The sequence below is a fragment of the Acinetobacter sp. YQ_14 genome (assembly GCF_043102985.1).
Taxonomy (GTDB): Bacteria; Pseudomonadota; Gammaproteobacteria; order Pseudomonadales; family Moraxellaceae; genus Acinetobacter; species Acinetobacter venetianus.
The window spans coordinates 101,664-126,742 of record NZ_JBICJJ010000015.1 but is presented as its reverse complement, the minus strand read 5'-3'; the positions used below and the strand labels follow the sequence as shown (position 1 = coordinate 126,742).

Genomic DNA, 25,079 nt, shown 5'->3' with positions numbered 1-25,079 from the left:
ATAGCGGCAATTGCCGCTATTTTTATTTTTAGGGGTGAGATGAAAAAGCCAGTAAATTGCTGGCTTTTTTCTGTTATTTATTCTGTTGAGCTTTGGAATCTAAGCTCACGTCTTTGATTTCAACATAGGCATTTGCACGAAGTTCACGCATCCAGCTATCAACCTCGGTATCAAACTGACGTTCACCAAGAATTTGACGAGCCATACGTTCTTGAACCTCTTTGGTCATGTCTTGTTGGCGCGTATCGCTCACTTGCAGAATGTGCCATCCAAACTGTGTTTGGAATGGTTTGCTGACTTGACCAACAGGTGTGTCTTTCATAACTTGTTCAAATTCAGGAACCATGGTGCCTGGGCTCACCCAACCTAAGCTACCGCCATCACGTGCAGAGCCAGTGTCGTTTGAATATGTTGCAGCTAGAGTGCCAAAATCTTCACCAGCTTTAGCACGATTATATAAGCTGTCGATCATTTGTTTAGCACGATCAAGGCTAACAACTTCTGATGGCTGAATCAGGATATGACGTGTTAGATATTGAGGCACAAGCGCTTTTTGATCATTTTGTTTGCGATCAAGTAATTTTAAAACATGCACACCATCACGAACATTAATAAGTTCAGTGGTTTGACCAACTTTCAATGGCGCAATTCGTGCAGATAGTTCAGTTGGTATTTCTGATAATGAGCGGAAGCCCATGTCAGCACCATCAACAGTTACCGTAGAAGTAGAAAATTTAGAGCTAATTGCTTTAGGATCATCATTGTTGGCTAAAGCTTGCTTAACTTCTTTTGCTATTTTTTGAACTTCTTTAGTGTTGTCACCTGAAATCCGCATATGAATTACGTGTGCTTGTGTACCAAGTGCAGCTTGACCTTCAGGTGAGTTTAAAAAGTTTTCAACATCGTGATCGCTAATTTTAATACGTGACATTACTTGTTGTTGGCGTAAACGACCAATCGAAAGATCTTCTGCAATACGAGCACGTAGACTCTCGTAAGTACCCGGAGCAATCGCATCTAATTTTTGTTGGAATGCTTCTAGGCTATTTGCGCCTGATTGATTTGCAACTTTTAGAACAGCAGCATTTAAACTTTTCTCATCAGGTTTAATACCATATCGTTTTACTTGCTCTAACTGAGCTTGACGAACAATAAGCTGGTCTAGAACCTGCATTTGCAAATATTGTAATGGGGGAACAGTTTTGTTTTGCGCTTTAAGCTGGTGTTCTGTTTCTGCAATCCCTTGTTCTAAATCACTTTTAAGAATGACACTACTATCAACAATTGCAACAACCTCATCCGTAGGTTGTGCAAAGCTTTGCATTGATGAAGAAATTAGGGCAGCTAGAACAGTGGCTCTAAAGATATGTTGAAAAGATTTTATCTTCATTAACGTTGTGTCCAAGATTGATTAATTTTGTTGAAACCCAAAACTCTATTTTCTAACAGAGATGCAAGTTTGTTGTTTAAAGCACCTAGCCCTTTAAGAGTAAACTCCGCCATGATGGCTTTCTTTCTATGAACGTCAGGAAGCGTGGGATCATCCAAATCGTTATAGTAAGAACGACCATAAACGGAAACTGCCCAACAACAAGACTCATAATTTACACCGAGTAAATATTCGCGCATTAAATTATTATCTAAATCATATTGAGCGTGACCCATAATACGCCAATTATCTTTCACGGGTTGTATAAAGGATGCAACAGCTTGGTCGTATGCATCTTGGCGATCTGGAATGTATTTACGGTAGAAGTAACCTAGGTTATACAGGTTGCCTTTATCACCTACATAGTAAGCTTGGAAATCTCGTTGAGCATTATCACCACTATCCATCCATGCTGAATTCGCAGCAATAGTGAAGTTTTGGTTGAGTTGGCTAGACAAGCTTACAATAGGGCCAGTACGACGTTGTTTGTCGAATTCATCTGGCTCTTGATTTAGTGTTACGCGTCTATCACTAAAATAATAACTCTGCCCAATACTCGCTTTGATTCGCTCTAAGCCTTCGGTATCCAATAGGCTGTATGTTACGCCTAGAGACAAAAAGTTATTGTCATCTAAGCGGTCATGTCCGTAGAAGCGATAAGGATTGAAGAGTTGATCATAACTAATTGAAGCTGTTGTTGAGTCAAAGTTAGGGTAATCTTCTTGGTTTTTGTAAGGTGAATATGCGTAAAAGGCACGTGGTGAAATGCTTTGTAAGTATTTACCGTCTTTTTCGAATGTTACACCTGTTGCAAAAGTAAATTGTGGAACCACAACTGACTTTTGTAAATCGTCAGATCCACGATTTACTTGGGCGTCCTGATCATAATAAGTGTTGATGCTTCTTACAGAAACTTCAGGAATCGCATAGAACCAAGATGGGGTTAGATAATTATATCGAACTGCAAATTGGTTGTAGATACGTGTACCACTTGACTCTAAAGCTGAGCCATCATTAATCGATTTTTTGAAGTAAGCTGTATCATTGTTAAATTCGTATTGAAGACCTTGAGGGTCGCCAGTGACGTAATTTAATAAGAATTGTGGAAGACGCGCATAAGGTTTATCTGCATCTTTAATTGTTTCATCCAGTGTTTGGAAGTCTTCGACTTTCAATTGTGCCTTAAGCCCGGGAATACCATTTTGGTAGTTTAGCTCCCATGCGCGGCGTAAGTTCAAGTCCGTTTTTGAATTTGGGCTTGTATTAAAGTCTGAGAAATAATCTTTATCAGATGCATGGTTGTATTCTAGGTTTGTAGACCATTGATCGTTAATTTTCCAGTTATGCAGGAAATGTAAATCTTCACGATCTTTGTTGTCGTATTGATTATCTGTTGGTAAATAACCACCCCAAATACGACCAGAACCAAAGTTTTCAGTCATGTATCTAAATTCGGCATCTAACTTGACACCGCGTTTACTCATGTAGCTTGGGGTTAATGTTAGATCATAGTTTGGTGCAAGGTTTAGATATACTGGAACAGTAAGTTGAGCACCACCATCATTACTATAACCAAAGTTTGGATTTAAAATACCAGTCGTGCGGCGATCATCAATCGGGAAGTTAAAGTAGGGCACAGCGAGAACAGGAACATCCTTAACATATAACTTTGTACCGCGAGTTACACCTCGGCCTGTATCTTGATTCAGCTCAATTTCTTTAGCTTGAATTCGCCAAGCTGGTTTCTGCTCGGGTGGGCAAGCCGTATAGCTCGCATCTTTTAAAATAACAAGATTTTCATTCGCACGTTTGATCTGACTTGCATGGCCATGTGCATGTTGTTGTTCAGAAATATAAAAACTATTGTTTAAATCGCCAGTTTGGGTCTTTAAGTTATAGTTAATTTGGTCACTTTGCGTTAATAAACCTGATTGTGCAAGCTGAACACGACCTTGTGCATTTGCATATGTTTGAGTTGAATCAATCGTCACTTGATCTGCACGAATGGTTCGTCCTTCTTGGTCAATTATAACGTTGCCTTGTAGGACTGAATCACCTTCAGGATTGTAGTGGCCATAGTCAGCCGTGATGACAGAGGTTGTGCTACTTGCATCAACAGCTTTGGTTTCGGGGTTAATCGGTGTAACCCATGTTCCTTGGCAGAAAGAAGAGCTTAAGTAACGGTTATCACGTAACTGTGCTTCTGGTGCAGATTTATCAACGTAATACTGTTGAAAAAACTTTTGACCAGGAAAGCTTTCTTGGTCTTGTTGAAGTTTAGCTTTAAGCTGGGCATTGTCTAAAGTCGAGACATGAGACGAATCTGTTGCTGCGAAACTTGATTGAATCGAGCCGCCACACAAGAGTGTCAAAATAGCAGTTGCTAAAGGATTAAATTTAAACTGATGTTTCATTGTCTCATTAACCAGTACGCTAATTCACAATTAATTATTGTCGCATCATAGAGAAAAAGTTGATAAGTGGCTACACTTAAGCTTTCAAAATCTCAGCTAGTTTTAGATTTTATTGCAAATGAATACACAACGTGAACAATTGATACAAACTTGGCTTCAAGCCACTCTCCAATCAGATCAATTTGAGATCAGCTTTTTGGCAGGAGATGCGAGCTTTCGTCGTTACGCACGAGTTAAGTTACAAAACAAAACATATATGCTTATGGATGCGCCGCCTGAAAAAGAAGATTGTGTTCCATTTGTGACCATTGATGAGTTTTTTGACAAGCATGGTGTGCGTGTTCCGCATATCGTTGCAAAAGATATCGATCAAGGACTGTTGCTGTTGGAGGATTTTGGTGATGTGGTTTTATCTACATTGTTAAATGATACGACGGTAGATGAATATTACGCTCAAAGCTTTAAGCAGTTAATTGAATTGCAGCAGATTGATGCCAAAGAATATTTACCAGAGTATTCATATGACAAACTGATGTCGGAAATGCGTTTGTTGACGGACTGGATGTTACCATCATTGAATATTCAGCCTTCTGAACAGCAGTTAGAAACAATTGAGCAAGCATTTGATTTCCTTGCTGTAGAGGCAACTCAGCAACCGCAAGTCATTGTGCATCGTGATTTTCACAGTCGTAATTTGATGAAAATTGAAAATGAACAAGAATTAGGGGTGATTGATTTTCAGGATGCTGTGATTGGCGCAGATACTTATGATCTGATTTCCATTACGCGTGACGCCTACGTGCAGTGGAATGCTGACCGTGTCTATGAATGGTTTGAAGTTTTCTATAACTTATTGCCAGCAGCAGCGAAAGAAAATCGTAATTTTGAACAGTTCAAGCGTGATGCGGACTTAATGGCAATTCAACGTCATTTGAAAATTTTAGGTATTTTCGTTCGTTTGTTTGAGCGTGATGGAAAATCGGGATATTTAAAAGATTTACCGCGTGTAATGTGGTATCTGCTAGAAGAAAGCCAAGGTTATGATGAACTAAATGATTTTATGCAGTTTATCCGTGATGTAGTTATGCCAAAGTTTATTATCAAATATGGTGACTATGAGGTTGCAGCATAATGAAAGCAATGATTCTAGCTGCTGGTATGGGCAATCGTATGCGTCCGCTGACCTTGAACACACCTAAACCTTTACTAGAAGTTGGTGGCAAACCATTAATTGTTTGGCATATTGAAAAGTTACAAAAGATTGGTGTAACTGAAATTGTCATCAATACAGCATGGTTGGGTGAAAAACTTGCGAATACTTTGGGGGATGGCTCTCAATTTGGTGTCACGATATTATGGTCTCATGAAGGTGAGGGGTTGGAAACGGCAGGAGGCATCATTAATGCTTTACCGTTGCTAGGAACTGATCCTTTTATTTTGGTCAATGGTGATGTCTGGACAACAATGGACTTTTCTACATTGTTGGATGTTGATTTGGGTGATAAGCAAGCACACTTGGTGTTGGTTGATAACCCGCCACAACATACCAAAGGCGATTTTATTCTAGCGAATGATTTGGCTTACACTTTTGAGCAAGATCAACTCGGTGAAGCACTTACGTATAGCGGTGTTGCTGTATTACAACCGCAAATGTTTGTGGGTTTAGAGAATGGCAAACGCCCGTTAGCCCCTTTGCTTAAACAAGCCATGCAGCAACAGCGAGTTTCAGCTGAAAAAATGCAAGCAATTTGGGTTGATGTGGGAACACCTGATCGTTTAGAACAACTTGATCAGCAAATCAAACAAGGTGTGTTCTGCTAATAAAATTAATTTTTGTCACTCTTTGATTTGTATAAGGAAAGACAAAAAACTGATGGATTGTGCAGTTTATCATGAACATAGATGTTTAACTGCATAATCGTTCAACAAGTCCTACTGTGTCTTGTATCAGAAATCGGTATACTGCACAGCAAATTTATCGAGATGTTACACCGTTATGCATCCTTTTTTTCAAGAATTAAAGCAAGGTAGCCAAGCACTAGGTTTAGATCTAAGTGAAGAGGCTTTAACTCTCTTATTGAAATATCAAGATGCACTCGTGCTTTGGAATAAGGCATATAACCTGACAGCCATTCGCGATCCAAAAGAAATGTTGGTTAAACATTTATTAGATAGCTTAAGTATTTTAAAAGATTTACCGGAAGGTCGTTTGTTGGATGTTGGAACAGGCGGTGGTATGCCCGGCATGATCATTGCATTGTGTCAACCAGAGCGTTCATGCGTTTTATTGGATTCAAATGGAAAAAAGATTCGATTCCTAAAACAATTTATTGCTGATTTAAAACTAACAAATGTAATTGCAGTTCAAACACGTGTTGAAAATGAAGATAGCATTGGGGAGCTTGGTCAGTTCGATGTCATTACAAGTAGAGCCTTTGCATCTCTGATAGATTTTGTAAATGCTGCACAGCCGTATATGCATCAACAAAGCATTATCGCGGCGATGAAAGGTCTAATCCCAACGGATGAGGTTGAACAAATGAAGGATGAATATTCTTGTAAGGTTGTTGAGCTTCGTGTACCGAGATTAGATGAACAACGTCATTTACTTTTACTTCAACGTATTCAATAAAAAATATTAAGGGTAATCATGGCTCAAATTATTGCGATTGCAAACCAAAAAGGTGGTGTAGGGAAAACCACAACAGCAGTAAATCTTGCTGCATCTTTGGCGATCTTAAAAAAACGTGTCTTGCTGGTTGATATGGACTCGCAAGGGAATGCCACCATGGGGTCTGGTGTTCAAAAGAATGACTTACTTTATTCTGTAACTGATGTTCTATTAGGTGAAGTACCTATCGAAACGGCTATTCAAAAAGCTGAAGTAGGATATAAAGTTTTAGGTGCAAATCGTGAACTTGCTGGTGTAGAGCTTGCAATTGCTGAGCAAGAAGGGCGTGAGTTCATCCTGAAAAATGCTTTGCAGGAAGTCGAGTCAGCATTCGATTATATTATTGTAGATTGTGCACCAAGTTTGAGTCTAATCACCGTGAATGCCTTAGCGGCTGTGAATGGTGTAATTATTCCAATGCAATGTGAATATTATGCTTTGGAAGGTTTAGCAGATCTAACGCAAACAATTGATCGTATACAAAAAGCCCTCAATCCAAACTTGGAAATCGTAGGGGTATTACGTACCATGTACGATGCACGTAATGCATTGACGCGTGATGTTTCGGCTGAATTAGAACAGTATTTTGGTAAGAAACTTTATGACACAGTTATTCCAAGAAATATTCGTTTAGCTGAAGCGCCAGCACATGGTTTGCCTGTGATCTATTTTGAAAAAAGCTCAAAAGGTGCAGTTGCATATTTGAATTTAGCAGCAGAAATGTTGAAGAAAAGTAAAGTGAAAAAAGGAAGTGCGGTATGAGCATCAAAAAACGCGGATTGGCTAAAGGTCGTGGTTTAGATGCGCTGTTGGGTTCAATTCAAAAAGAAAAATTGCAACTTGAAGCACAAGCCTTAGATCATGGTCAACTCAAGCAAATTGATGTCAATTTATTAAAACGTGGTGAGTATCAGCCACGTCGTTTTATTCAAGAACAAGATTTACAAGAGCTTGCATCATCAATAGAAAAGCATGGTGTAATGCAGCCAATCGTCATCCGTCCAGTTGATGATGAACAATATCCTTACGAAATCATTGCAGGTGAACGTCGTTGGCGGGCTGCTCAACTTGTGGGCTTAGCAGAAATTCCTGCGATTGTACGAGATCTAAATGATCAGGTTGCAATTGCTTTAGCGTTAATTGAGAACATTCAACGTCAAGATTTAAATCCGATTGATCAAGCGCTTGCACTACAACGTTTCCATGATGAATTTGGTTTAAGCCATCAGGAAATTGCGGATACTGTTGGCAAAGCTCGTACTACAGTAAGTAACTTATTACGTTTGTTAAGCTTAGCTGACCCAATTAAAGATTTTATGCAGCAAGGTCAAATTGATATGGGGCATGCCCGTGCCATTCTAGCTTTGAAAGCAAAAGATCAATTGGAAGTCGCTAAAATCGTAATTGAAAAAGATTTGTCAGTGCGTCAAACTGAACAATTAGTTCGTGAGTGGAGTGAACCAAAACCTGAAAAGGAAAAGGTGCAAGTTTCTCCTGATATTGAGCATTTAACTCAGAGACTTTCAGAGCGTTTCGGAGCAAATGTGAAAATTGACCATAATCAAAAAGGCAAAGGGAAAATGGTCATTCATTACCACTCATTGGATGAGTTGGATGGTATTTTGAATATTTGTTTACCTAACTAATATTTAGGGTGCGTCCTGTTATATTTTAAATATTATTGGGGAATAATATGTGGGAACTCGTAAAGGCTGGCGGTTGGTTAATGCTGCCTCTCATTCTCTCATCAATTTTTACGGTTGCGATTACATTAGAGCGTTATCTTAGATTAAAGCGCTCTCAAGTTTTACCACAAGATTTACTTGTAAATGGTGCTGATTTAGAAACACTTGTTGCTAAGTTAGAACAAGAACAGGCAATGCGCAGTCCATTAGGACGAATCCTGAAAGCTGGTTATGATCATAAGGATCAAGGTGAACAGTTTGCTCGTGCTCAAATGGAAGCAGCAGCATCTCAAGAAATTACTCATCTAGAAAAGAATATCAATTTTCTCGGTACACTAAGTGCAATTGCACCGTTACTTGGTTTGTTGGGTACTGTATTAGGTATTATTGAGTCATTTCTAGTGATCGATGTTGGTTCAGCGGGTAATGCAAGTACAATGATGCCAGGTATTTCTAAGGCGCTAATTACAACTGCTGTGGGGATGCTTATTGCAATTCCAGCGATGATTGCTTATCGGTATTTCCAACGAGTTGTTCATGAGTATGTTGCTGAACTCGAGCAACAATCAACTTTGTTTCATGCAGCACTTTTCTACAAAAAAGTACCACATGTTCAAGAACATCGCCGTGCAAGCTAAAGCATAGGTGATCTCATGAAATTTAAACGTTCTCAAGTTGAAGATATTCATATTAATTTGACACCAATGATTGACTGTATGTTATTTATTTTGGTGTTTTTATTACTTTCAACGACTTTTAGTCAGCAAAGCCGTATAAATCTAACATTGCCAGATGCTCAGGGTGTTCCACCTAAACAATTCGATCATAAAATTGAAATCATGGTAGACTCCACAGGGCATTATTCCGTGAATGGTCAAGCATTATCCTCCAAAGATGTTGCTGATCTCAGCACTGCAATTAAGCAAGTTGCACAAGACCGCAGAGATTTTATGTTTATTATTGCGGCGGATGCTAAGGCAACTCATCAAGATGTAATTCGAGTTATGGATGTTGCAGGCCAACTAGGTTTTGTAAACGTCAATATCAGCACAAAAGTTCCAACTAGAGGTTTCACTGAGTGAATCAAGATTTTAAGGTTTATGTTCGCCTTTTAGCTTATTTAAAATCTTATTGGGGCGTAGCCTTATTTGTATTGATCGGTTTTGGAATCAACGCTGCTACAGAAGTTTCTGTAGCTAAACTTCTTAAATATATTATTGATGCTATACAAAATGGTAGTCGTGAAAACTTAGATTGGTTTCCAGTACTCATCGTTTTGTTGATGTTTTTTCGTGGTGTGGGTTTATTCCTTGGTGGGTACTTTACAGCGGTTATTTCAAGACGATTGGTATTTAGTATTCGTCAAGAAGTCTATGCAAAGCTATTAAGACTTCCTGCGCAGTATTATTTAGATAATACCTCAGGTCATATTAGTGCTAAGTTGATGTACAACGTTCAACAATTGACAGCCGCATCTTCTGATTCATTACAAACCCTAGTTAAAGATGGCTTGATCGTCATTGGTCTATTAAGTTATTTGCTTTATACCAATTGGCGTTTAACACTTTGTATTATCGTTTTCATGCCTGTGATTGGAATCCTTGTTCGTGTAGCAGCTAAACGGATGCGTAAGCTGTCTGTTCAAGTTCAAAACACGATGGGTGATGTAAACCATGTCGTGCAAGAAACGATTAACGGTAACTCTGTTGTAAAGAGTTTTACTGGCGAAGCATTTGAACAACAACGTTTTTATAAATCATCTGAAGAGAACCTTCGTCGTGGTTTAAAAATGGTTGTTGTTCAAAATATTAACAGTCCAATTGTCCAATTGATTCTGTCGTGTGCGATGGCTGTAATTCTTTGGCTAGCTCTGAGACCACAAGTGTTTGGTGACACCTCTGCAGGCGAATTTGTTTCATATATCACTGCCGCTGGTTTAATTTCAAAACCAGTTAAAAACTTAACTGATATTAATGAAAAATTACAGCGTGGACTAGCAGCGGCACATTCTGTTTTTGAATTACTCGATTTGCCTGAAGAAGAAAACAATGGTCAGCTTAAACCTGAGCTAAAGGGGAACATTCGCTTTGATCAAGCAAGCTTGCAATATGAGGATGGCACGAAAGCGATTAAAGATTTTTCTTTAGATATTCGTGCAGGGCAAACAGTTGCGCTAGTCGGGCGGTCTGGTGCAGGAAAAACTTCTCTAGTAAATATGTTACCTCGTTTCCAAGAGTTGAGCAGTGGGCAAATTTATTTTGATGATATTCCTGTAAAAGATATTGAATTGCTTTGTCTGCGCTCACAAATTGCCATGGTGAATCAGCAGGTTGTACTTTTTAATCGTTCAGTTCGTGACAACATTGCGTATGGTCAATTACAAGATTCAAGTGATGAGCAAGTAATTGCTGCAGCTAAAGCAGCTTATGCACACGACTTCATTATGAACCTGCCACAAGGCTACGACACTATTTTGGGTGCGCAAGGGTTAAATCTTTCAGGTGGTCAACGTCAACGTCTTGCAATTGCGAGAGCCATTTTAAAAGACTCTCCAATTTTAATTTTGGATGAGGCAACGAGTGCCTTAGATAACGAATCTGAATATTTTATCCAGCAAGCATTTGATGAGGCAATGCAGGGTCGTACTACGATTGTGATTGCACATCGTTTATCTACTGTTGAAAATGCCGATTTGATTGTGGTGATGGATAAAGGACAGATTGTTGAACAAGGCACACATGCAGAATTACTTGCAAAAAATGGTATGTACTATCAGTTGCATGAACGTAATTTTGAGGAAAACTAAGTATGTCTTTAGCGCAACATATACAGGATGCTTGGAATAAACAAGCTTCATGGTTAATTGTGTTGCGTCCATTATCATGGTTGTATCGATTCGTATTTAATCTGAATAAATCTCTGTATAAATCTGGCATTAAAACTGTTTATAAAGCACCAGTACCAGTGATGGTGATTGGTAATATTACTGTAGGTGGTAGTGGTAAAACACCTTTATTAATTCAGTTGGTTAAATACTTACAACAGCATAATATCCGCGTTGGCGTGATCAGCCGTGGTTATGGGGGACAAGGGCCTTTCCCAGCATTAGTTAATCGATTGTCAGAACCAGATACTGTTGGTGATGAACCAGCATTGATTGTGCAGTCAACTAGTGTACCTATGGCTGTTGGGCCTAATCGCCATGCCTCTATAGAGTTGTTATTGCAATCTCATACATTAGATTTAATTATTAGTGATGATGGTCTTCAGCATTGGGCACTTGATCGTCAGATTGAATGGATCGTGCTAGATCAGAATCGAGGTTTGGGTAATGAAAGATTATTACCTGAAGGCTATTTGCGTGAACCAAAAGCTCGTTTATCGCGTAGTACTGTTATTTACCATACCAAAGCTAAAGCTGCTCAAGTTTCCAATAATATGCATTTACAAATAGGCTTGCCTTATCTGTTAAATAAAAATCTTGATTCTGTTTTGTTTGACCGAGAAAAATATTTTAATGCTGTCGTAGGAATAGGTTTTCCTGAACGTTTTTATCAAACATTGAGTCAGATTGGCGTGATTCAGTACCAAGCACATGAATTCCCAGATCATCATGATTATGAGATTTCAGATTTAACTTTTGATAATCAGGATGCAATCATTACGACTGAAAAAGATGCTGTGAAATTTAAGGCATTATTATCACAAAACCCTAATTTTAATATCCCGATTTGGGTTGTTCCTGTTGAAGCAGTTTTATCATCCGATTGTTATGAGTTGTTGAAACAACAATTACAACAAGTCGGTATTCAATTTTCTTAGAGCACTATCATGAAACATATTGTTATTCCTGCTCGTTTTGCGAGTTCACGTTTACCAGCGAAGCCATTATTACTAATTCATGGTCGTCCAATGATTTTACGTGTAGTGGATCAAGCTAAAAAAGTAGCAGGGTTTGATGATTTGTGTGTTGCTACAGATGATGAGCGAATTGCTGAAGTTTGTCGTGCAGAGGGGGTGGATGTTGTATTAACAAGTGCGGATCATCCTTCTGGTACTGATCGTCTCAGTGAAGTTGCTCGTCTAAAAGGGTGGGCGCAGGATGATATTATTGTCAATGTACAAGGTGATGAACCATTATTACCTGCACAACTAGTACAACAAGTATCTCAGCTCTTGGTTGATAATCCGCAATGTTCGATGTCAACTTTATGCGAATCGATTCATAATTTGGATGAGTTTCATCGTGATAGCATTGTAAAAGTCGTCATGAGCAATCGTAATGAAGCATTGTATTTTAGTCGAGCAACCATTCCTTATGATCGTGATGGTGCAAAAGAAACAGAAGCTAAACTACATGATCAAGCATTTCGTCATTTAGGCTTATATGCATATCGTGTGAAATTGCTACAAGAATATGTAACTTGGGATCAAGGTAAGCTTGAAAAGTTAGAAAGTTTAGAGCAACTACGTGTATTAGAGAACGGCCATCGTATTGCAATTGCAGTAGCTGAGGCTAACTTACCGCCAGGTGTAGATACGCAAGCTGATTTAGATCGTCTAAATGCAATGCCTGTAAGCTTATTTGAATAATATATAATGGTCGATTTACAACATCCGATGATTTATCCATGGCATGAACAAACTTGGGAACTGTTAACAACACGTTTTCCTGATATTGGGCATGGCTTACTTTTCTATGGCAAGGATGGCTGTGCAAAACGAGAGTTTGCACAACGTTTTGTCGCTTGGGTGCTGTGTTTAAATAAAAAAGCTCAATCAGCGTGTGGTGAGTGTAGTAGCTGTCAGTGGTTGAAATCGGATACACATCCTAATTATGTTCACATCACAACAGATGAAGAAAATAAGAAACAAAATGCGAAAATAAAAATCGAAAAAATTCGAGATTTACTTCCATTTGTTCAACAAACCGGTGAAGGCTGGCGTGTGGTTGTGATCGAACCAGCTGAAGCACTCAATATTGCATCCTCTAATGCTTTACTAAAAACATTGGAAGAACCTGGTGAGCGCGTTGTTCTTATTCTATTAGCAGATCACTATTTAAAATTACCCGCGACGATTCGTAGTCGTCTACAGCATTTTGCTTTAGATCGTTTAAGTATTCAGGATGCTCAGCAGTATGTTCAGCAACAATTACTAGATATTTCTGAAGAGCAAGTTTCATTGCTACTAAATTTGGCAAATGATATGCCATTGAGTGCAATCGAACTTCAACAAAGCGAATGGCTTTCTAAAAGAAATAACTTTTTAAGTGATTGGCTGAAACTAGTCTCTGAAAAAAATATGCCTTTGAACTATTCTGGCAAGTGGTCTAAAGAACTGAATTTTTCAGAGTTTGTCACCATGTTTGAATATCTGTTAGGTGATTTGATTAGTTTGAAGCTTAATCAATCAACGCGTAACTATGATTTGGATTTTCAAGCATTAGCCGAATGCTATGATTTAGAAAAACTTTTTGAGATTTATAGTGATTTACAACATAAAAAGCTGATGGTAGAGCAAAATGTTCAAACTCAATTGGCTATGGATGAGTTGTTTATTCAACTTATGAATGTTTCCTAACATGATTGCGTTATGAGTTGTTAAATAAGAACAGAGCATAGGCTCTGTTTTTTATTTCACTAGATGTGTTATGAAAAATATGTGTTTAATTGCTGTGCATATGCAGTTTGATGAGTGTGCTAGATGAAAAACATTGTTTGTTGTTTCATCTAATGTTTCTTATAATCAAATCAAGAAATAACGTAATTTTTGTCTACGGTTTTTTGCAATCTGATTATTCATAATCAATCAAATGGCACATATATTTGATCGATTTTTAGAATATTTAGTTATATAAGAATGATTTAAGTTTAAATTTAACAGGGGAATGTTATGCAGCCGCAAATGATGGGTGGGATTATACAGGTAAATATTCCTGATAAAGCAACCTTGCAATCTAGCTATATGCCTTTTGTTCAAGGCGGAGGTTTATTTGTTCCAACTAAACAAGCTGTGAAAATGGGGCAAGAAGTTTTCGTGCTGGCGACCTTACCAGAACAAGCTCAGAAAATACCACTCACAGGCAAAGTAATTTGGATTTCTCAAAAACATACACATTTTAAACCACAAGGCTTTGCAATCCAGCTTGTGGGAGAAAAAGGTGTGTATTATAAAAATGAAGCTGAAAAATTGTTGGCAGGATCTAAGGCTTTAGATCGCCCAAGTTATACAATGTAATTATAGTCGTAGATAGGAAAAAATAGTGTTTGTTGATACGCATTGCCATTTAACCATGTTGGATTTAAGTCCTTATGAAGGAAACTTAGATCAAGCACTTGAACAAGCTCGACTTGCAGGTGTTTCGAAGTTCATGGGGATTTCAGTTGATCTTGATGATCATATTAAATTGGCAGAAATCGCATCTCGTCATCACGATGTTGGATATACTGTAGGCGTGCATCCTTGTGAAGATGATCATGTGATGGCAAGAGCAACAACAGACTATTTGGTTGAACTAGCCCAATCTGAAAAAGTTTGGGCGCTAGGTGAAACTGGCTTGGATTACTATCACAGTACAGATTTTATTGCAGAACAAAAACAATGCTTTGCTCGTCATATACAGGCTTCAAAAATAGTAAAGAAACCAGTTGTTGTACACACCCGATCAGCTAAACACGATACCGTTGATATCATTAGAGCTGAACAATCGACACATGGTATTTTACATTGCTTCACTGAAGACTGGGAAACAGCCAAAGCTGTGTTGGATTGTGGTTACTATATCTCTTTCTCTGGGATTATTTCATTTAAAAATGCTCAAGATTTGCGGGATGTTGCAAAGCAAGTCCCTCTTGATCGAGTGTTAATAGAAACGGATAGTCCTTATTTAGCACCAGTACCATATCGTGGTAAAACGAATGAACCAAAATATGTTCCTTATGTAGCAAAAGCACTGAGTGATGTATATGATAAATCGCTTGAAGAGATTGGTATGATTACCACACAAAATTTCGAGAATCTCTTAAATTTGAAATAAACGGTTATTGTTGTACTAGGAAGAGAGTTATCACGTGAAAATGGATCGTCAAGCTCAGTTTAGAGCACGAGAAGTATTAATTTTTCAAATCGCTGAGCAACTCCTATTAGAAAATGGTGAAGCAGGCATGACCTTGGATGCTCTTGCAGCAGAGCTAGATCTTGCCAAAGGCACATTATACAAACACTTTCAAAGTAAAGATGAATTGTATATGTTGTTAATCATTCGTAATGAGCGAATGCTTTTGGAAATGATTCAGGACACTGAAAAAAGTTTTCCTGAACATTTGGCTTTCTTTATGTTGCATCATTTACATCATCCTGAACGCACAGCATTATTTCATCAGATAGAAGAGCGTTTATCGACAACAGGTCAAGGTATACAGCTATTATTTAGTGAGTTATATAAAGTTCGTCGACAACGTTTACGCATTATTATTCGTATGACAGAAAGCTATTTGTTAGATATTAATAGCACGATGACAACGCGTGATTATTTAGCATCCATTTGGTCTTTGACTTATGGCGCTGCCGTTATTCTCAATTCAAGTTTTTACCAGCGTTATCTTGGTTCAAGAGATACTCTGCGAGTTGCATATATCGAACTAGCTTTAGCCATGCCGAAGCAACTTGAAACAATTACGACATAGTTGGTCAATACAATGAACTGCTCGCAGCATAGTCGACAAACAAGCAAACGACATCTTATTTCTCGGTTTGCTAAAGTTTCAAGCTATGCTCGATTTAAATGCGTCAACCCTGAGCATAGTTCTATGTCTAACATCCAGACAAAATTTCATTTTGTTCATCCTCACACTCGAAGTGTAGCTTCTTGTGCAGTAGAACCGCGCGTTGTTCGGCGAAAATTTGCTCACTTCGAGCATAGAGCTTTGCCTTCTTGCGAAGCTGGGCTTCTTAGAGAGAAACGTTGTTTTACTCATCCTGTAACTCAAAGCATGGCTTCTAGTTTTGCGACACGATCGAGTGTTGCTCGATTTAATCGTGTCTCAGGATTTACCTTGATTGAGGTCATGGTCGTTATTGTGATCATGACGATTATGGCATCTTTAGTTGTATTGAATATTGGTGGTGTTGACCAACGTAGAGCGATGCAAGCCCGTGAGATGTTTATTTTAGATCTAAAAAAGATTAATAAAGAAGCAACGGATCAAGCTAAGGTATTTGCTTTAAATACCCAGAATGCGACTGATGTCGCACCGTTTAGCTATAATTTGTTCGAATATCACGATCAGAGCAAAGAACAAATTCAACAAGAAGATCGGACTTGGCAGCCTTATGCAGAATTCAAAACACGTCAGCTACCTGAGCAAGTTTCATTTAGCATTGAAAGTCTGGATAATGAGAGTTATCCAAAAGCTAACAATGAAGATTTGTTGGGTGGTAAGGCACCTCAGTTAATTTGGTTTGGCAATGGTGAGGTTAAACCTGTTCGAATTCAGTTTTATTATCAGCAACAAGCAATTGGGCACGAATTCGAGTTAGATCACTTGGGTAAAGTAAATGAAAATTAGATACTCAAAACATAGTGCTCTTTCAGGTACTCAGACGAAACTATGTTTTGCTAATCCTGCAACTCAAAGCATAGCTTCTCGTCTTGCGACACGATCAAGCGTTGCTCGATTTAATCGTGTCTCAGGATTTACCTTGCTTGAAGTTATGGTCGCATTGGCTATCTTTGCAGTCGCAGCAATTGCTTTAACAAAAATAGCGATGCAATACACTCAGTCGACTTCAAATGCAATTTTACGGACCAAAGCACAGTTTGTTACTATGAATGAAGTTGCCACGATGGAAATGAACCAAGAGTGGCTAGATGGAACTCAATCTAAACAAGTGACCTCTCAAGGTGAAACGTGGCAAATTGATAAAAAAGCACAATCAACGATTAGCCCCAAAATACAACGTATTGAACTGCAAGTTAGCTTATTTAATGCTGATCAAGGCAAAGTAGAAGCGGGAATTACTAATGTTGTATTTTTTAATTATCCAGCAAAAGCTAGAACCTAATGAATAATAAAAATGTGTTTGTGATTTCATCAGTTTCTAATGCTCAACCAAAGTTTGATTTGGTTAATTCAAACACTCGAAGCTTAGTTCCCTGCTTTGCAGTAAGGTCGAGCATTGCTCGTCAGAAATCAGTTTTAGGATTTACCTTAGTGGAGCTGTTGGTTGCGATCGCAATTTTTGCTGTGCTTTCAATGATGGGTTGGAAGGTTTTTGATTATCTGCTTAAAGTCAAAGATCGTAATGCTGAACATGAGACACATTTATTTGAATTGCAAGATGCGTATCAGCAAATTTTAAGAGACAGTTTGCAAATTATTCCTTTAACAGCAAATGATGGGAGGCAAATACAGGCTGCTTTGGTGCTCAACGATAGAAGTTTTATGTTCAGTAAGGCGGGTGTCTCAGATCCTCTAAAGCAAGGTTTGTCACCTTATGAGCGAATAGAGTATCGTTATGATTCGGCACAGAAAAAAGTATATAGACTTAAATATTCAAACTTGAATATCCCAAATCGTATTCAGCCTGTTTCAAGTACTTTGCTTGAAAATGTAGATCAATTTAAAGTAACTGTTTTGAATCCTCAAGAACTAACCCAATGGCCAGAAAATATCAATGATCCAAATAATGTAGTAGAACTAAAAAAGCTACCATTAGGATTGAAAATCCAGCTTACGGTAGCAGGAACAGATTATGAATGGATTTATAGTCTGCTTCGTACCAATCAGGATGGTCAATAATGATGATAAAGAATCAATCACAACATGGCGTTGCATTATTAACGATTTTGGTTATGGTTGCTTTAGCGACTATTTTGGCTGCAACTATCGCAAAACGACAATCTAATACTGCTGAAAATACTGGATATTTGATGCGGCAAGATCAGTCTTTACTTTATGCTAAGAGTGCTGAAGCATTTTTTTCAGAGTTATTGATTCAAGACAGTGACAACGGCAGCAGTATTGATCATTTACAGGAAAATTGGGCAAAGCCTATGCCCCCATTTCCAGTTGAAGATGGTGCTGTATCTGGTCGTTTATTAGATGAATCTGGTAAATTTAACCTGAATAATTTGGTTAAATCTGATGGTAAAGTTGATGAAGCAGCTAAGCGTTGGTTTGAAAAACTTTTGCAGCGAGTTGGGCTTCCAGCAGAATTAAGTCAGGCTGTAATTGATTGGCAGGACAGTGATGATGAAACGACTGGTGCAATGGGGGCTGAGAGTAACTATTATCAAGGTTTAAATCCTGCTTATTTGGCATCGAATACAATGTTTCATAGTGTTGATGAATTGAAGCTTGTCAAAGGCTTTGAAGGTAGAAACTATGATTTGATTAAGCCTTATGTGACGGCTTTACCAGAGCAAACCAAACTCAACATGAATACTGCATCGGCCTTATTGTTGGCAAGTATAGATCCAAGAGTGGATGTAAACGCACTTGATCAAGAGTTAAAAGCGAAACTTTCCAATCTCACATATTTTAATAATGTTGATGATTTATGGAAATTAAATGCTTTTTCTGGGATTGAAGATCAGGCTAAAAATGATGTTGCTGGACTGTTAGATAGCAAATCAAATTATTTCACTGCTCAAATTGTAGTTGTTTTAAGCGAACGGAAACGTCAATTTACTAGCTCTATGGTGAGAAAAGATAGGCAAGTCACTGTTTACTCAAGAAGTCTTGCACCTTTTAATTAATTTTCATCATTGAGTTTGCAAATGGTGACAAGATTTAAAATCAATCCCAATGCTAGTTCTTTTGCTTTATAATAAAATTCGTTTGCAGATAAAGATTAGCTTGGTGCATGTTAATTCGTAAATTATTTAAGTTTGAAAATGCTCATATTGTACGAAATTGTACATCGGATCGTTGTAAGCGTTCGATTCATGGGCATAGTTATAAAGTTGAATTATTATTAAAAGCGTCAAAGCTTGATCATGGACAAATGGTTTATGATTTTGGTCTTTTAAAAGGCGTCATTAAAGAGTTGTTTGATAGTTTTGACCATGCGATTTGTTTCTGGCAAAAAGATGATGCCGCGTACATAGATGCATGTAAAACGTTTAGTGCTCGCTGGATTTCTTTACCTGTTTCTCCTTCAGCAGAGCAGTTTTCACGTATTTTCTTTTTCCTTGCTCAACAAGTATTAAACTCGACTTCTACTCAGAATGGTGAGGGTGATGTTGAGGTGTATTCTGTGATCGTGCATGAGACAGATACGGGCTATGCTCAAAGCTTCCAAGAAGATATTGATAATGAGCAAATGGGGTTGTTGGATTTAGAGCAAATCATTTTTTCTGAACAAGTACAGTCCGAGTGGAGCGATACGCAGATGTATGAAAAACTGAAAAATGGTATGAAGTTTCAAAACCCGAATGTAGAACTACAAGTAAATATTTAAATACTTTATCAATTTATTGAGCGAATTAATTTCAAGGAATTTTGATGCAATTTACTGAACAACAGCAGGACAAATTAAATAAAGTTCAGTTGGATGACTCATGGAAAACTTCACTATCAGATTTTCTTCTCAGTCAGAAGATGGATAATTTGCGTGAATTTTTGCAACAAGAGATACTTGCACAGAAAACGATTTATCCGCCAAGTAAGCAAATTTTTAATGCATTCAACACTACGCCGTTAAATAATGTGAAGGTCGTAATTTTGGGACAAGATCCTTATCATGGTCCAAATCAGGCGAATGGCTTAAGTTTTTCTGTACAAAGAGGGGTTGCATTACCTCCATCTTTGCGTAATATTTTTCATGAGTTACATACTGACTTAGCTGTGCCTATTTCTCGTCATGGAGATTTAAGTAAATGGGCGGCTCAGGGTGTATTGTTGTTAAATAGTGTACTTACAGTTGCTGCTGGGCAGCCGACATCACATCAAAAGCAAGGATGGGAAGACTTCACCGATGCTGTGATTGATACGTTAAATGAACAACGTGAGCGAGTTGTCTTTATCTTATGGGGTGCTTATGCGCAACGTAAAGGGCAACGCATTGATCGCAATAAACACCTTGTGCTGACTGCAGCGCATCCATCTCCGCTTTCAGCGAATAGAGGTGGTTTTTTTGGTTGTAAAGTGTTTTCAAAAACAAATGATTATTTGAAACAACATGGCATTGAGCCTATAGACTGGCAATTGGACGCATAATGACTTCTCCCGATTTAAGTAGCTATCATCCTGATTTAGTTATCGAACAGGCAAAAAATGGTTGGCGTATTGTTCGCCTTAACAGACCAAAATCTTTACACGCATTAGATGAATCTATTGTTAGCGCCTTGTTGAAAGTGTTTGAAGACTTTCACGTAGATGAAAGTGTAAAAGCGATTTGGTTTGATTCAACAACGCCTAAAGCATTCTGCGCAGGTGGTGATGTTCGTAAACTTCGTCAATTGGTTATTAATAATGAAGTTGATACTGCAAATAAATTCTTTGAGCAGGAATATGCTTTAGATTTATTACTTCATAATTATGCTAAACCAATCGTTGTTTGGGGTGAAGGCTATGTGATGGGTGGTGGTCTTGGGTTGTTTATGGCAGCTCCATTCCGTCTAGTTACGCCATATTCACGTTTGGCAATGCCAGAAATTAATATCGGTTTATATCCAGATGTAGGTGGTAGTCGTTTTTTAGCTGATCGTGGACAAATTGGTCTATTTACAGGTCTAACTGGTTCGATCATGACGGCTGCTGGTGCATTTAGCATTGGCTGGGCGACACATATTTGTGAGGCTCAACGAGACAATGTGTTGCAAAAAGTTCTCAATGTTGACTGGAATCATTATCCAGCAGGTGCATTCCGTGCTATTGATGATACTTTAAATAGCCTGCATAGACCTGTAGCTTCTGGACCGTTGCAAAATTCTATCGATGTTATTCATAGCGTATGTCGTGGACAAAGCTTTGAATATGACTATCAAGCCATCATCGGTTTGAGCGAAGCGAGTAGTGACTGGTTACGTCAAGCAAGTGAGAATTTACAGAAGGGTTCTCCAAGCACTGCCGCAATCACATGGTTGTTATGGCAGTGGGGTAAGCAAGGTCATGCTTGGGATGAAGTTTTTGCATTAGAAGCACAAATTTCAGATTGGAAAATTCGCCATCCAGACTTTGTAGAAGGCGTCCGTGCCCGTTTGGTTGATAAGGATCTTTCACCAGAATGGAAAGCTGCTGAAAAAATTACCTTAAAAGATATTTTGTCTGATCATCCACCAGTAACAAATATTGATAGTTGGAATGCGCTGTTAAGACAATATGGCGTTGTTTCATAATTTATCATGACTGAAAGAAATATAGACGATGAATATTGGATGCAGTTTGCTTACGAGCAGGCTGCATTAGCTGCGGCAGTTGGGGAAATTCCAGTTGGAGCAGTGATTGTAAGTGATGGTAAGATTATTGGTGCAGGTTATAACGCTCCGATTAAACTGTCTGATCCGACAGCTCATGCTGAAATTCAAGCATTACGTTCTGCTTGTACATCAATTCAAAATTACCGCCTTCCTGATGATGCTGTTCTTTATGTAACTCTTGAACCTTGCACGATGTGCGTAGGTGCATTGGTTCATGCGCGTGTGCAAAAAGTTGTTTTTGCAACAACCGAACCTAAAGCTGGTTCTTTAGTGAGTGCTCGACAGTTACTAGAGAACGGATATTACAACCATAAGTTTACGTTTGAGCATGGCTGTATGCAGCAGCAATGCTCAAATCAATTAAGTCATTTTTTCAAGAAAAGAAGAGATGAAAAAAAGAAAAATCGTTTATCTAAAACGTCCTTAAATGATTAAAAATGTTTCATTAGTTGTGGCACACTAAGCCTCCCATGATTTTGGTTAGATCAAAAAGGCGAAGTTATGCGTAATGCAATCACTGTAAAAAAAGAATTTAATGCTCCGATTTCTGAAGTTTTTGAATTATTGTCAAAACATTCAACTTACAACAAAGCTTTCGCTCCAGTTCAAGTGGTACGTGTAAAAGATTCTGCTGATCCGCAACGCCCTGATGGTGTTGGCTCTGTTCGTCGTATGGGTTTTGGTCCAATTAAGCCGCTGCAAGAAGAAATTACGTTATTAGAAGAAAATAAACGTATCGAATATAAGTTGATTAATAACCCATTGGTAAAACATCATTTGGGACAAATTGACTTTAAAGAAATCACGCCATACATCACGCTTGTGACTTATAAGATTGAATTAACAGCAAAAGCACCTTTTGTAAGCAAATTAGTTCTTGCACAACTAAAAGCAGCGATTACACTAGGATTTTCTAAATTAGCCAAATCAGTTGCTTCATAAAAAAGAGATTGGAATGACAGTTCATATTATTACGATTGATGGTCCGAGTGGATCTGGTAAAGGTACATTGGCTGCAAAAATTGCCGCACATTATCATTTTAATTTATTAGATTCTGGCGCACTCTATCGTTTGCTTGGGCTGTCATTGTTTCAAAAAGGATTGTTGGATCAGCTTGATACAGCACTTAGCCAATGTGTTGATTGTGCAATGAATTTAAATATCGAATTCAAGTCAACTGAAAACTCGATTTTGATTTTCCTAGATGGAATTGATGTAACAAATACGATTAGAACTGAACAAGTGGGCGAGTACGCATCTAAAGTTGCTGCTGTTCCTGAACTGCGTAAAGCATTATTTGAACGACAACGTGCATTTATTCAAGCACCTGGTTTAGTTGCTGATGGCCGTGACATGGCAACTTCTATTTTTCCAGAAGCCCAAGCGAAAATTTATTTAACTGCTTCGGCTGAGTCTCGGGCTGAGAGACGCGTAAAACAGTTGCAGGGCATGGGTCTTGATGCTAAAATAAGCGACATTTTATCTAACATACAAGCTAGAGATAAGCGAGATATGGAGCGTACAGTTGCTCCGCTCAAGCCAGCTGATGACGCGTATATCATTGATAGTTCTACAATAGGCGTCGATGAGGTGTTTCAGTTAATGGTTGACTATATCAATAGCTGTATAAAATAGATACACAGTTTTTTTATCAGTTGAAGCATTGCTTGATCAGATTTTTTGGACAATGTAACAACTTAACTAAACCGGCCTTGTCTGATCCAAGACCGCGGACTTTATCAGGTATATCATGACCGAATCTTTTGCAGCCCTCTTTGAAGAAAGTGAATTAAACCTCAATGTTGAAAAGGGTGCAGTCATCCAAGGTACTGTTGTTAGTATCGATTCTGACTGGGTTACTGTTGACACTGGCCTTAAATCTGAAGGCGTAGTTGACCGTGCTGAATTTTTAAATGAACAACGTGAACTTGAAGTTCAAGTTGGCGATACTGTTGACGTAGTTGTTGAAGCACTTGACAACGGTATGGGTCAAACAGTTTTATCACGTGAAAAAGCGAAGCGTGCTGAAACTTGGACTAAACTTGAGAAAATCTTTGAAGACGGCGAAATCGTTACTGGTGTTATCTCTGGTAAGGTTAAAGGCGGTTTCACTGTTGACATCGGTCCTGTACGTGCATTCTTACCAGGTTCTTTAGTTGACACTCGTCCTATCCGTGACACAACTCACCTTGAAGGTAAAGAGTTAGAGTTCAAAGTAATCAAACTTGATGCTAAACGTAACAACGTTGTTGTATCTCGTCGTGCAGTTATGGAAGCTGAATCTTCAGCTGACCGTGAAGCATTACTTGCTCAACTTGAAGAAGGTCAAACAGTTACAGGTACGATCAAGAACCTTACTGATTACGGCGCGTTCGTTGATCTTGGCGGTATTGATGGTCTTCTACATATCACAGATATGGCTTGGAAGCGTATCAAGCATCCTTCAGAAGTGGTTGAAGTTGGTCAAGAAGTTACTGTTAAAGTACTTAAGTTTGACCGTGAGCGTAACCGCGTATCTTTAGGTCTTAAGCAATTAGGTGAAGATCCATGGTTAGCGATCATGAGCCGTTATCCTAAAGGTTCTATCGTTAAAGCACGCGTAACTAACTTAACCGACTACGGTTGCTTTGCTGAAATCGCTGAAGGCGTTGAAGGTTTAGTACACGTTTCAGAAATGGACCACACAAACAAAAACATCCACCCATCTAAAGTAGTTCAGATCGGTGACGAAGTTGATGTTATGGTTCTTGAAGTTGACGAAGAACGTCGTCGTATTTCTTTAGGTATCAAACAAACTCGTGCTAACCCATGGGAAGAGTTTGCTAAGTCTAATGAAAAAGGCGAAAAAGTTTCTGGTACGATCAAGTCAATCACTGACTTCGGTATCTTCATCGGTTTATCTGGTGGTATCGACGGTTTAGTACATTTATCTGATATTTCTTGGAACGAACAAGGCGAAGAAGCTATCCGTCGTTACAAGAAAGGTGACACAGTTGAAGCAGTTATCTTATCTGTAGACGCTGAAGGTAACCGTATCAGCCTTGGTATCAAGCAATTAAACAGCGACCCATTCAATGACTTCTTAGCTGCGAATGAACGTGGTGCTTTAGTTAAAGGTACTGTAACTGCTGTTGACGCTAAAGGCGCTACAGTTAAGTTAGCTGATGACATCGAAGCAACTCTTAAAGCATCTGAAATCAACCGTGATCGCGTTGAAGATGCGACCAAATTCTTAGAAGTTGGTCAAGAAGTTGAAGCGAAGATCATCAACGTTGATCGTAAATCACGCTCTATCAACTTGTCTATCAAAGCGAAAGACGAAGCTGAAGAGAAAGAAGCTGTGAACAACGCTCGTCAAGCTGCTGCTACTCAAGCTGCAGAAAGCAATGGTCCTAAGACTATTGGTGACTTAATTAAAGCTCAAATGAAGTAATTTGTTAAAAGGTACGTTTC

27 protein-coding genes are annotated in these 25,079 nt (G+C 38.5%); 25 read left to right on the top strand and 2 right to left on the bottom strand.

The annotated features are described in order from the left end of the window. Positions 1 to 73: 73 nt before the first annotated feature. Positions 74 to 1,390 (bottom strand): peptidylprolyl isomerase, encoded by a 1,317-nt coding sequence (locus tag ACF8D3_RS08265; RefSeq protein ID WP_392471049.1) that lies wholly within the window; start codon positions 1,388 to 1,390, stop codon positions 74 to 76. After that, positions 1,390 to 3,843: an LPS-assembly protein LptD gene (locus ACF8D3_RS08260; protein ID WP_007481857.1), complete on the bottom strand. Its 2,454-nt coding sequence runs from the start codon at positions 3,841 to 3,843 to the stop codon at positions 1,390 to 1,392. The genes ACF8D3_RS08265 and ACF8D3_RS08260 overlap by 1 nt, the downstream gene beginning before the upstream one ends. Before the next feature lie 118 nt (positions 3,844 to 3,961). Here ACF8D3_RS08260 and ACF8D3_RS08255 point away from each other — a divergent pair, with 118 nt between their 5' ends. From ACF8D3_RS08255 to rpsA, 25 genes are all read left to right on the top strand, one after another. Further along, positions 3,962 to 4,975 (top strand): aminoglycoside phosphotransferase family protein, encoded by a 1,014-nt coding sequence (locus ACF8D3_RS08255; protein ID WP_392471048.1) that lies wholly within the window; start codon positions 3,962 to 3,964, stop codon positions 4,973 to 4,975. Next, the gene (murU, locus tag ACF8D3_RS08250) at positions 4,975 to 5,664 is read left to right on the top strand and encodes an N-acetylmuramate alpha-1-phosphate uridylyltransferase MurU (protein WP_392471047.1); all 690 of its coding nucleotides are present in this window, start codon (positions 4,975 to 4,977) and stop codon (positions 5,662 to 5,664) included. The genes ACF8D3_RS08255 and murU overlap by 1 nt, the downstream gene beginning before the upstream one ends. Positions 5,665 to 5,839: 175 nt before the next feature. Then, positions 5,840 to 6,475 carry a 16S rRNA (guanine(527)-N(7))-methyltransferase RsmG gene (rsmG, locus tag ACF8D3_RS08245; RefSeq protein ID WP_392471046.1) on the top strand — a complete coding sequence of 212 codons (636 nt, stop codon included), beginning with the start codon at positions 5,840 to 5,842 and terminating at the stop codon, positions 6,473 to 6,475. An 18-nt stretch (positions 6,476 to 6,493) separates the two neighbouring features. Next, a complete protein-coding gene (locus ACF8D3_RS08240) occupies positions 6,494 to 7,276 on the top strand; it encodes a ParA family protein (RefSeq protein ID WP_061518366.1) in 783 nt (260 codons plus the stop codon). Then, positions 7,273 to 8,160 carry a ParB/RepB/Spo0J family partition protein gene (locus ACF8D3_RS08235; protein ID WP_392471045.1) on the top strand — a complete coding sequence of 296 codons (888 nt, stop codon included), beginning with the start codon at positions 7,273 to 7,275 and terminating at the stop codon, positions 8,158 to 8,160. Before ACF8D3_RS08240 ends, ACF8D3_RS08235 begins: the two co-directional genes overlap by 4 nt. A 47-nt stretch (positions 8,161 to 8,207) precedes the next feature. Then, complete coding sequence (locus ACF8D3_RS08230) at positions 8,208 to 8,837, top strand: MotA/TolQ/ExbB proton channel family protein (RefSeq protein WP_019384477.1); 630 nt, start codon at positions 8,208 to 8,210, stop codon at positions 8,835 to 8,837. Positions 8,838 to 8,852: 15 nt separating this feature from the next. Then, positions 8,853 to 9,281: a biopolymer transporter ExbD gene (locus ACF8D3_RS08225; RefSeq protein ID WP_004879903.1), complete on the top strand. Its 429-nt coding sequence runs from the start codon at positions 8,853 to 8,855 to the stop codon at positions 9,279 to 9,281. Next, positions 9,278 to 11,005 (top strand): lipid A export permease/ATP-binding protein MsbA, encoded by a 1,728-nt coding sequence (msbA, locus tag ACF8D3_RS08220; protein WP_392471043.1) that lies wholly within the window; start codon positions 9,278 to 9,280, stop codon positions 11,003 to 11,005. Before ACF8D3_RS08225 ends, msbA begins: the two co-directional genes overlap by 4 nt. 2 nt (positions 11,006 to 11,007) lie before the next feature. After that, the gene (gene lpxK, locus ACF8D3_RS08215; RefSeq protein ID WP_392471042.1) at positions 11,008 to 12,021 is read left to right on the top strand and encodes a tetraacyldisaccharide 4'-kinase; all 1,014 of its coding nucleotides are present in this window, start codon (positions 11,008 to 11,010) and stop codon (positions 12,019 to 12,021) included. 9 nt (positions 12,022 to 12,030) lie between these two features. After that, positions 12,031 to 12,792, top strand: a complete 762-nt coding sequence (gene kdsB / locus ACF8D3_RS08210; protein WP_392471041.1) for a 3-deoxy-manno-octulosonate cytidylyltransferase — start codon at positions 12,031 to 12,033, stop codon at positions 12,790 to 12,792. Positions 12,793 to 12,798: 6 nt separating this feature from the next. Further along, a complete protein-coding gene (locus ACF8D3_RS08205; protein ID WP_392471039.1) occupies positions 12,799 to 13,782 on the top strand; it encodes a DNA polymerase III subunit delta' in 984 nt (327 codons plus the stop codon). A gap of 312 nt (positions 13,783 to 14,094) precedes the next feature. Next, entirely contained in the window at positions 14,095 to 14,439 is a 345-nt protein-coding gene (locus ACF8D3_RS08200) for a PilZ domain-containing protein (protein ID WP_392471038.1), read from the top strand. Positions 14,440 to 14,464: 25 nt separating this feature from the next. Then, positions 14,465 to 15,238, top strand: coding sequence for a TatD family hydrolase (locus tag ACF8D3_RS08195; protein WP_392471037.1), 774 nt, complete (start codon positions 14,465 to 14,467; stop codon positions 15,236 to 15,238). Between the two features lie 40 nt (positions 15,239 to 15,278). Then, positions 15,279 to 15,887 carry a TetR/AcrR family transcriptional regulator gene (locus ACF8D3_RS08190; protein WP_392471083.1) on the top strand — a complete coding sequence of 203 codons (609 nt, stop codon included), beginning with the start codon at positions 15,279 to 15,281 and terminating at the stop codon, positions 15,885 to 15,887. Between the two features lie 306 nt (positions 15,888 to 16,193). After that, a complete protein-coding gene (locus tag ACF8D3_RS08185) occupies positions 16,194 to 16,769 on the top strand; it encodes a type II secretion system protein (protein WP_392471082.1) in 576 nt (191 codons plus the stop codon). Beyond that, complete coding sequence (gspI, locus tag ACF8D3_RS08180; RefSeq protein ID WP_392471036.1) at positions 16,759 to 17,265, top strand: type II secretion system minor pseudopilin GspI; 507 nt, start codon at positions 16,759 to 16,761, stop codon at positions 17,263 to 17,265. Before ACF8D3_RS08185 ends, gspI begins: the two co-directional genes overlap by 11 nt. Further along, positions 17,265 to 18,002: a type II secretion system minor pseudopilin GspJ gene (gene gspJ / locus ACF8D3_RS08175; protein ID WP_165593524.1), complete on the top strand. Its 738-nt coding sequence runs from the start codon at positions 17,265 to 17,267 to the stop codon at positions 18,000 to 18,002. The genes gspI and gspJ overlap by 1 nt, the downstream gene beginning before the upstream one ends. A gap of 2 nt (positions 18,003 to 18,004) precedes the next feature. Then, entirely contained in the window at positions 18,005 to 18,961 is a 957-nt protein-coding gene (gspK, locus tag ACF8D3_RS08170; protein ID WP_392471081.1) for a type II secretion system minor pseudopilin GspK, read from the top strand. A 107-nt stretch (positions 18,962 to 19,068) separates the two neighbouring features. Continuing rightward, positions 19,069 to 19,665 carry a 6-pyruvoyl tetrahydropterin synthase family protein gene (locus ACF8D3_RS08165; protein WP_392471035.1) on the top strand — a complete coding sequence of 199 codons (597 nt, stop codon included), beginning with the start codon at positions 19,069 to 19,071 and terminating at the stop codon, positions 19,663 to 19,665. Between the two features lie 44 nt (positions 19,666 to 19,709). Beyond that, positions 19,710 to 20,423 carry a uracil-DNA glycosylase gene (gene ung / locus ACF8D3_RS08160; RefSeq protein ID WP_004879875.1) on the top strand — a complete coding sequence of 238 codons (714 nt, stop codon included), beginning with the start codon at positions 19,710 to 19,712 and terminating at the stop codon, positions 20,421 to 20,423. Next, positions 20,423 to 21,544, top strand: a complete 1,122-nt coding sequence (locus ACF8D3_RS08155) for an enoyl-CoA hydratase/isomerase family protein (protein ID WP_007481840.1) — start codon at positions 20,423 to 20,425, stop codon at positions 21,542 to 21,544. The genes ung and ACF8D3_RS08155 overlap by 1 nt, the downstream gene beginning before the upstream one ends. Positions 21,545 to 21,550: 6 nt before the next feature. Beyond that, the gene (gene tadA / locus ACF8D3_RS08150; protein ID WP_392471033.1) at positions 21,551 to 22,060 is read left to right on the top strand and encodes a tRNA adenosine(34) deaminase TadA; all 510 of its coding nucleotides are present in this window, start codon (positions 21,551 to 21,553) and stop codon (positions 22,058 to 22,060) included. 66 nt (positions 22,061 to 22,126) lie between these two features. Next, positions 22,127 to 22,567 (top strand): SRPBCC family protein, encoded by a 441-nt coding sequence (locus ACF8D3_RS08145; RefSeq protein ID WP_007481838.1) that lies wholly within the window; start codon positions 22,127 to 22,129, stop codon positions 22,565 to 22,567. 13 nt (positions 22,568 to 22,580) lie between these two features. Further along, on the top strand, positions 22,581 to 23,261 hold the full coding sequence (gene cmk / locus ACF8D3_RS08140) for a (d)CMP kinase (RefSeq protein ID WP_392471032.1): 681 nt from the start codon (positions 22,581 to 22,583) through the stop codon (positions 23,259 to 23,261). 115 nt (positions 23,262 to 23,376) lie between these two features. After that, entirely contained in the window at positions 23,377 to 25,059 is a 1,683-nt protein-coding gene (rpsA, locus tag ACF8D3_RS08135; protein ID WP_004879865.1) for a 30S ribosomal protein S1, read from the top strand. Positions 25,060 to 25,079 lie beyond the last annotated feature (20 nt).

Bases quoted from the DNA above. Each gene is read 5' to 3' on its own strand.
- ACF8D3_RS08265 (WP_392471049.1), bottom strand. From the start codon at position 1,390: ATGAAGATAAAATCTTTTCAACATATCTTTAGAGCCACTGTTCTAGCT.
- ACF8D3_RS08260 (WP_007481857.1), bottom strand. From the start codon at position 3,843: ATGAAACATCAGTTTAAATTTAATCCTTTAGCAACTGCTATTTTGACA.
- ACF8D3_RS08255 (WP_392471048.1), top strand. From the start codon at position 3,962: ATGAATACACAACGTGAACAATTGATACAAACTTGGCTTCAAGCCACT.
- murU (WP_392471047.1), top strand. From the start codon at position 4,975: ATGAAAGCAATGATTCTAGCTGCTGGTATGGGCAATCGTATGCGTCCG.
- rsmG (WP_392471046.1), top strand. From the start codon at position 5,840: ATGCATCCTTTTTTTCAAGAATTAAAGCAAGGTAGCCAAGCACTAGGT.
- ACF8D3_RS08240 (WP_061518366.1), top strand. From the start codon at position 6,494: ATGGCTCAAATTATTGCGATTGCAAACCAAAAAGGTGGTGTAGGGAAA.
- ACF8D3_RS08235 (WP_392471045.1), top strand. From the start codon at position 7,273: ATGAGCATCAAAAAACGCGGATTGGCTAAAGGTCGTGGTTTAGATGCG.
- ACF8D3_RS08230 (WP_019384477.1), top strand. From the start codon at position 8,208: ATGTGGGAACTCGTAAAGGCTGGCGGTTGGTTAATGCTGCCTCTCATT.
- ACF8D3_RS08225 (WP_004879903.1), top strand. From the start codon at position 8,853: ATGAAATTTAAACGTTCTCAAGTTGAAGATATTCATATTAATTTGACA.
- lpxK (WP_392471042.1), top strand. From the start codon at position 11,008: ATGTCTTTAGCGCAACATATACAGGATGCTTGGAATAAACAAGCTTCA.
- kdsB (WP_392471041.1), top strand. From the start codon at position 12,031: ATGAAACATATTGTTATTCCTGCTCGTTTTGCGAGTTCACGTTTACCA.
- ACF8D3_RS08205 (WP_392471039.1), top strand. From the start codon at position 12,799: ATGGTCGATTTACAACATCCGATGATTTATCCATGGCATGAACAAACT.
- ACF8D3_RS08200 (WP_392471038.1), top strand. From the start codon at position 14,095: ATGCAGCCGCAAATGATGGGTGGGATTATACAGGTAAATATTCCTGAT.
- ACF8D3_RS08190 (WP_392471083.1), top strand. From the start codon at position 15,279: ATGGATCGTCAAGCTCAGTTTAGAGCACGAGAAGTATTAATTTTTCAA.
- ACF8D3_RS08185 (WP_392471082.1), top strand. From the start codon at position 16,194: ATGGCTTCTAGTTTTGCGACACGATCGAGTGTTGCTCGATTTAATCGT.
- gspI (WP_392471036.1), top strand. From the start codon at position 16,759: ATGAAAATTAGATACTCAAAACATAGTGCTCTTTCAGGTACTCAGACG.
- gspJ (WP_165593524.1), top strand. From the start codon at position 17,265: ATGAATAATAAAAATGTGTTTGTGATTTCATCAGTTTCTAATGCTCAA.
- gspK (WP_392471081.1), top strand. From the start codon at position 18,005: ATGATAAAGAATCAATCACAACATGGCGTTGCATTATTAACGATTTTG.
- ACF8D3_RS08165 (WP_392471035.1), top strand. From the start codon at position 19,069: ATGTTAATTCGTAAATTATTTAAGTTTGAAAATGCTCATATTGTACGA.
- ung (WP_004879875.1), top strand. From the start codon at position 19,710: ATGCAATTTACTGAACAACAGCAGGACAAATTAAATAAAGTTCAGTTG.
- ACF8D3_RS08155 (WP_007481840.1), top strand. From the start codon at position 20,423: ATGACTTCTCCCGATTTAAGTAGCTATCATCCTGATTTAGTTATCGAA.
- tadA (WP_392471033.1), top strand. From the start codon at position 21,551: ATGACTGAAAGAAATATAGACGATGAATATTGGATGCAGTTTGCTTAC.
- ACF8D3_RS08145 (WP_007481838.1), top strand. From the start codon at position 22,127: ATGCGTAATGCAATCACTGTAAAAAAAGAATTTAATGCTCCGATTTCT.
- cmk (WP_392471032.1), top strand. From the start codon at position 22,581: ATGACAGTTCATATTATTACGATTGATGGTCCGAGTGGATCTGGTAAA.
- rpsA (WP_004879865.1), top strand. From the start codon at position 23,377: ATGACCGAATCTTTTGCAGCCCTCTTTGAAGAAAGTGAATTAAACCTC.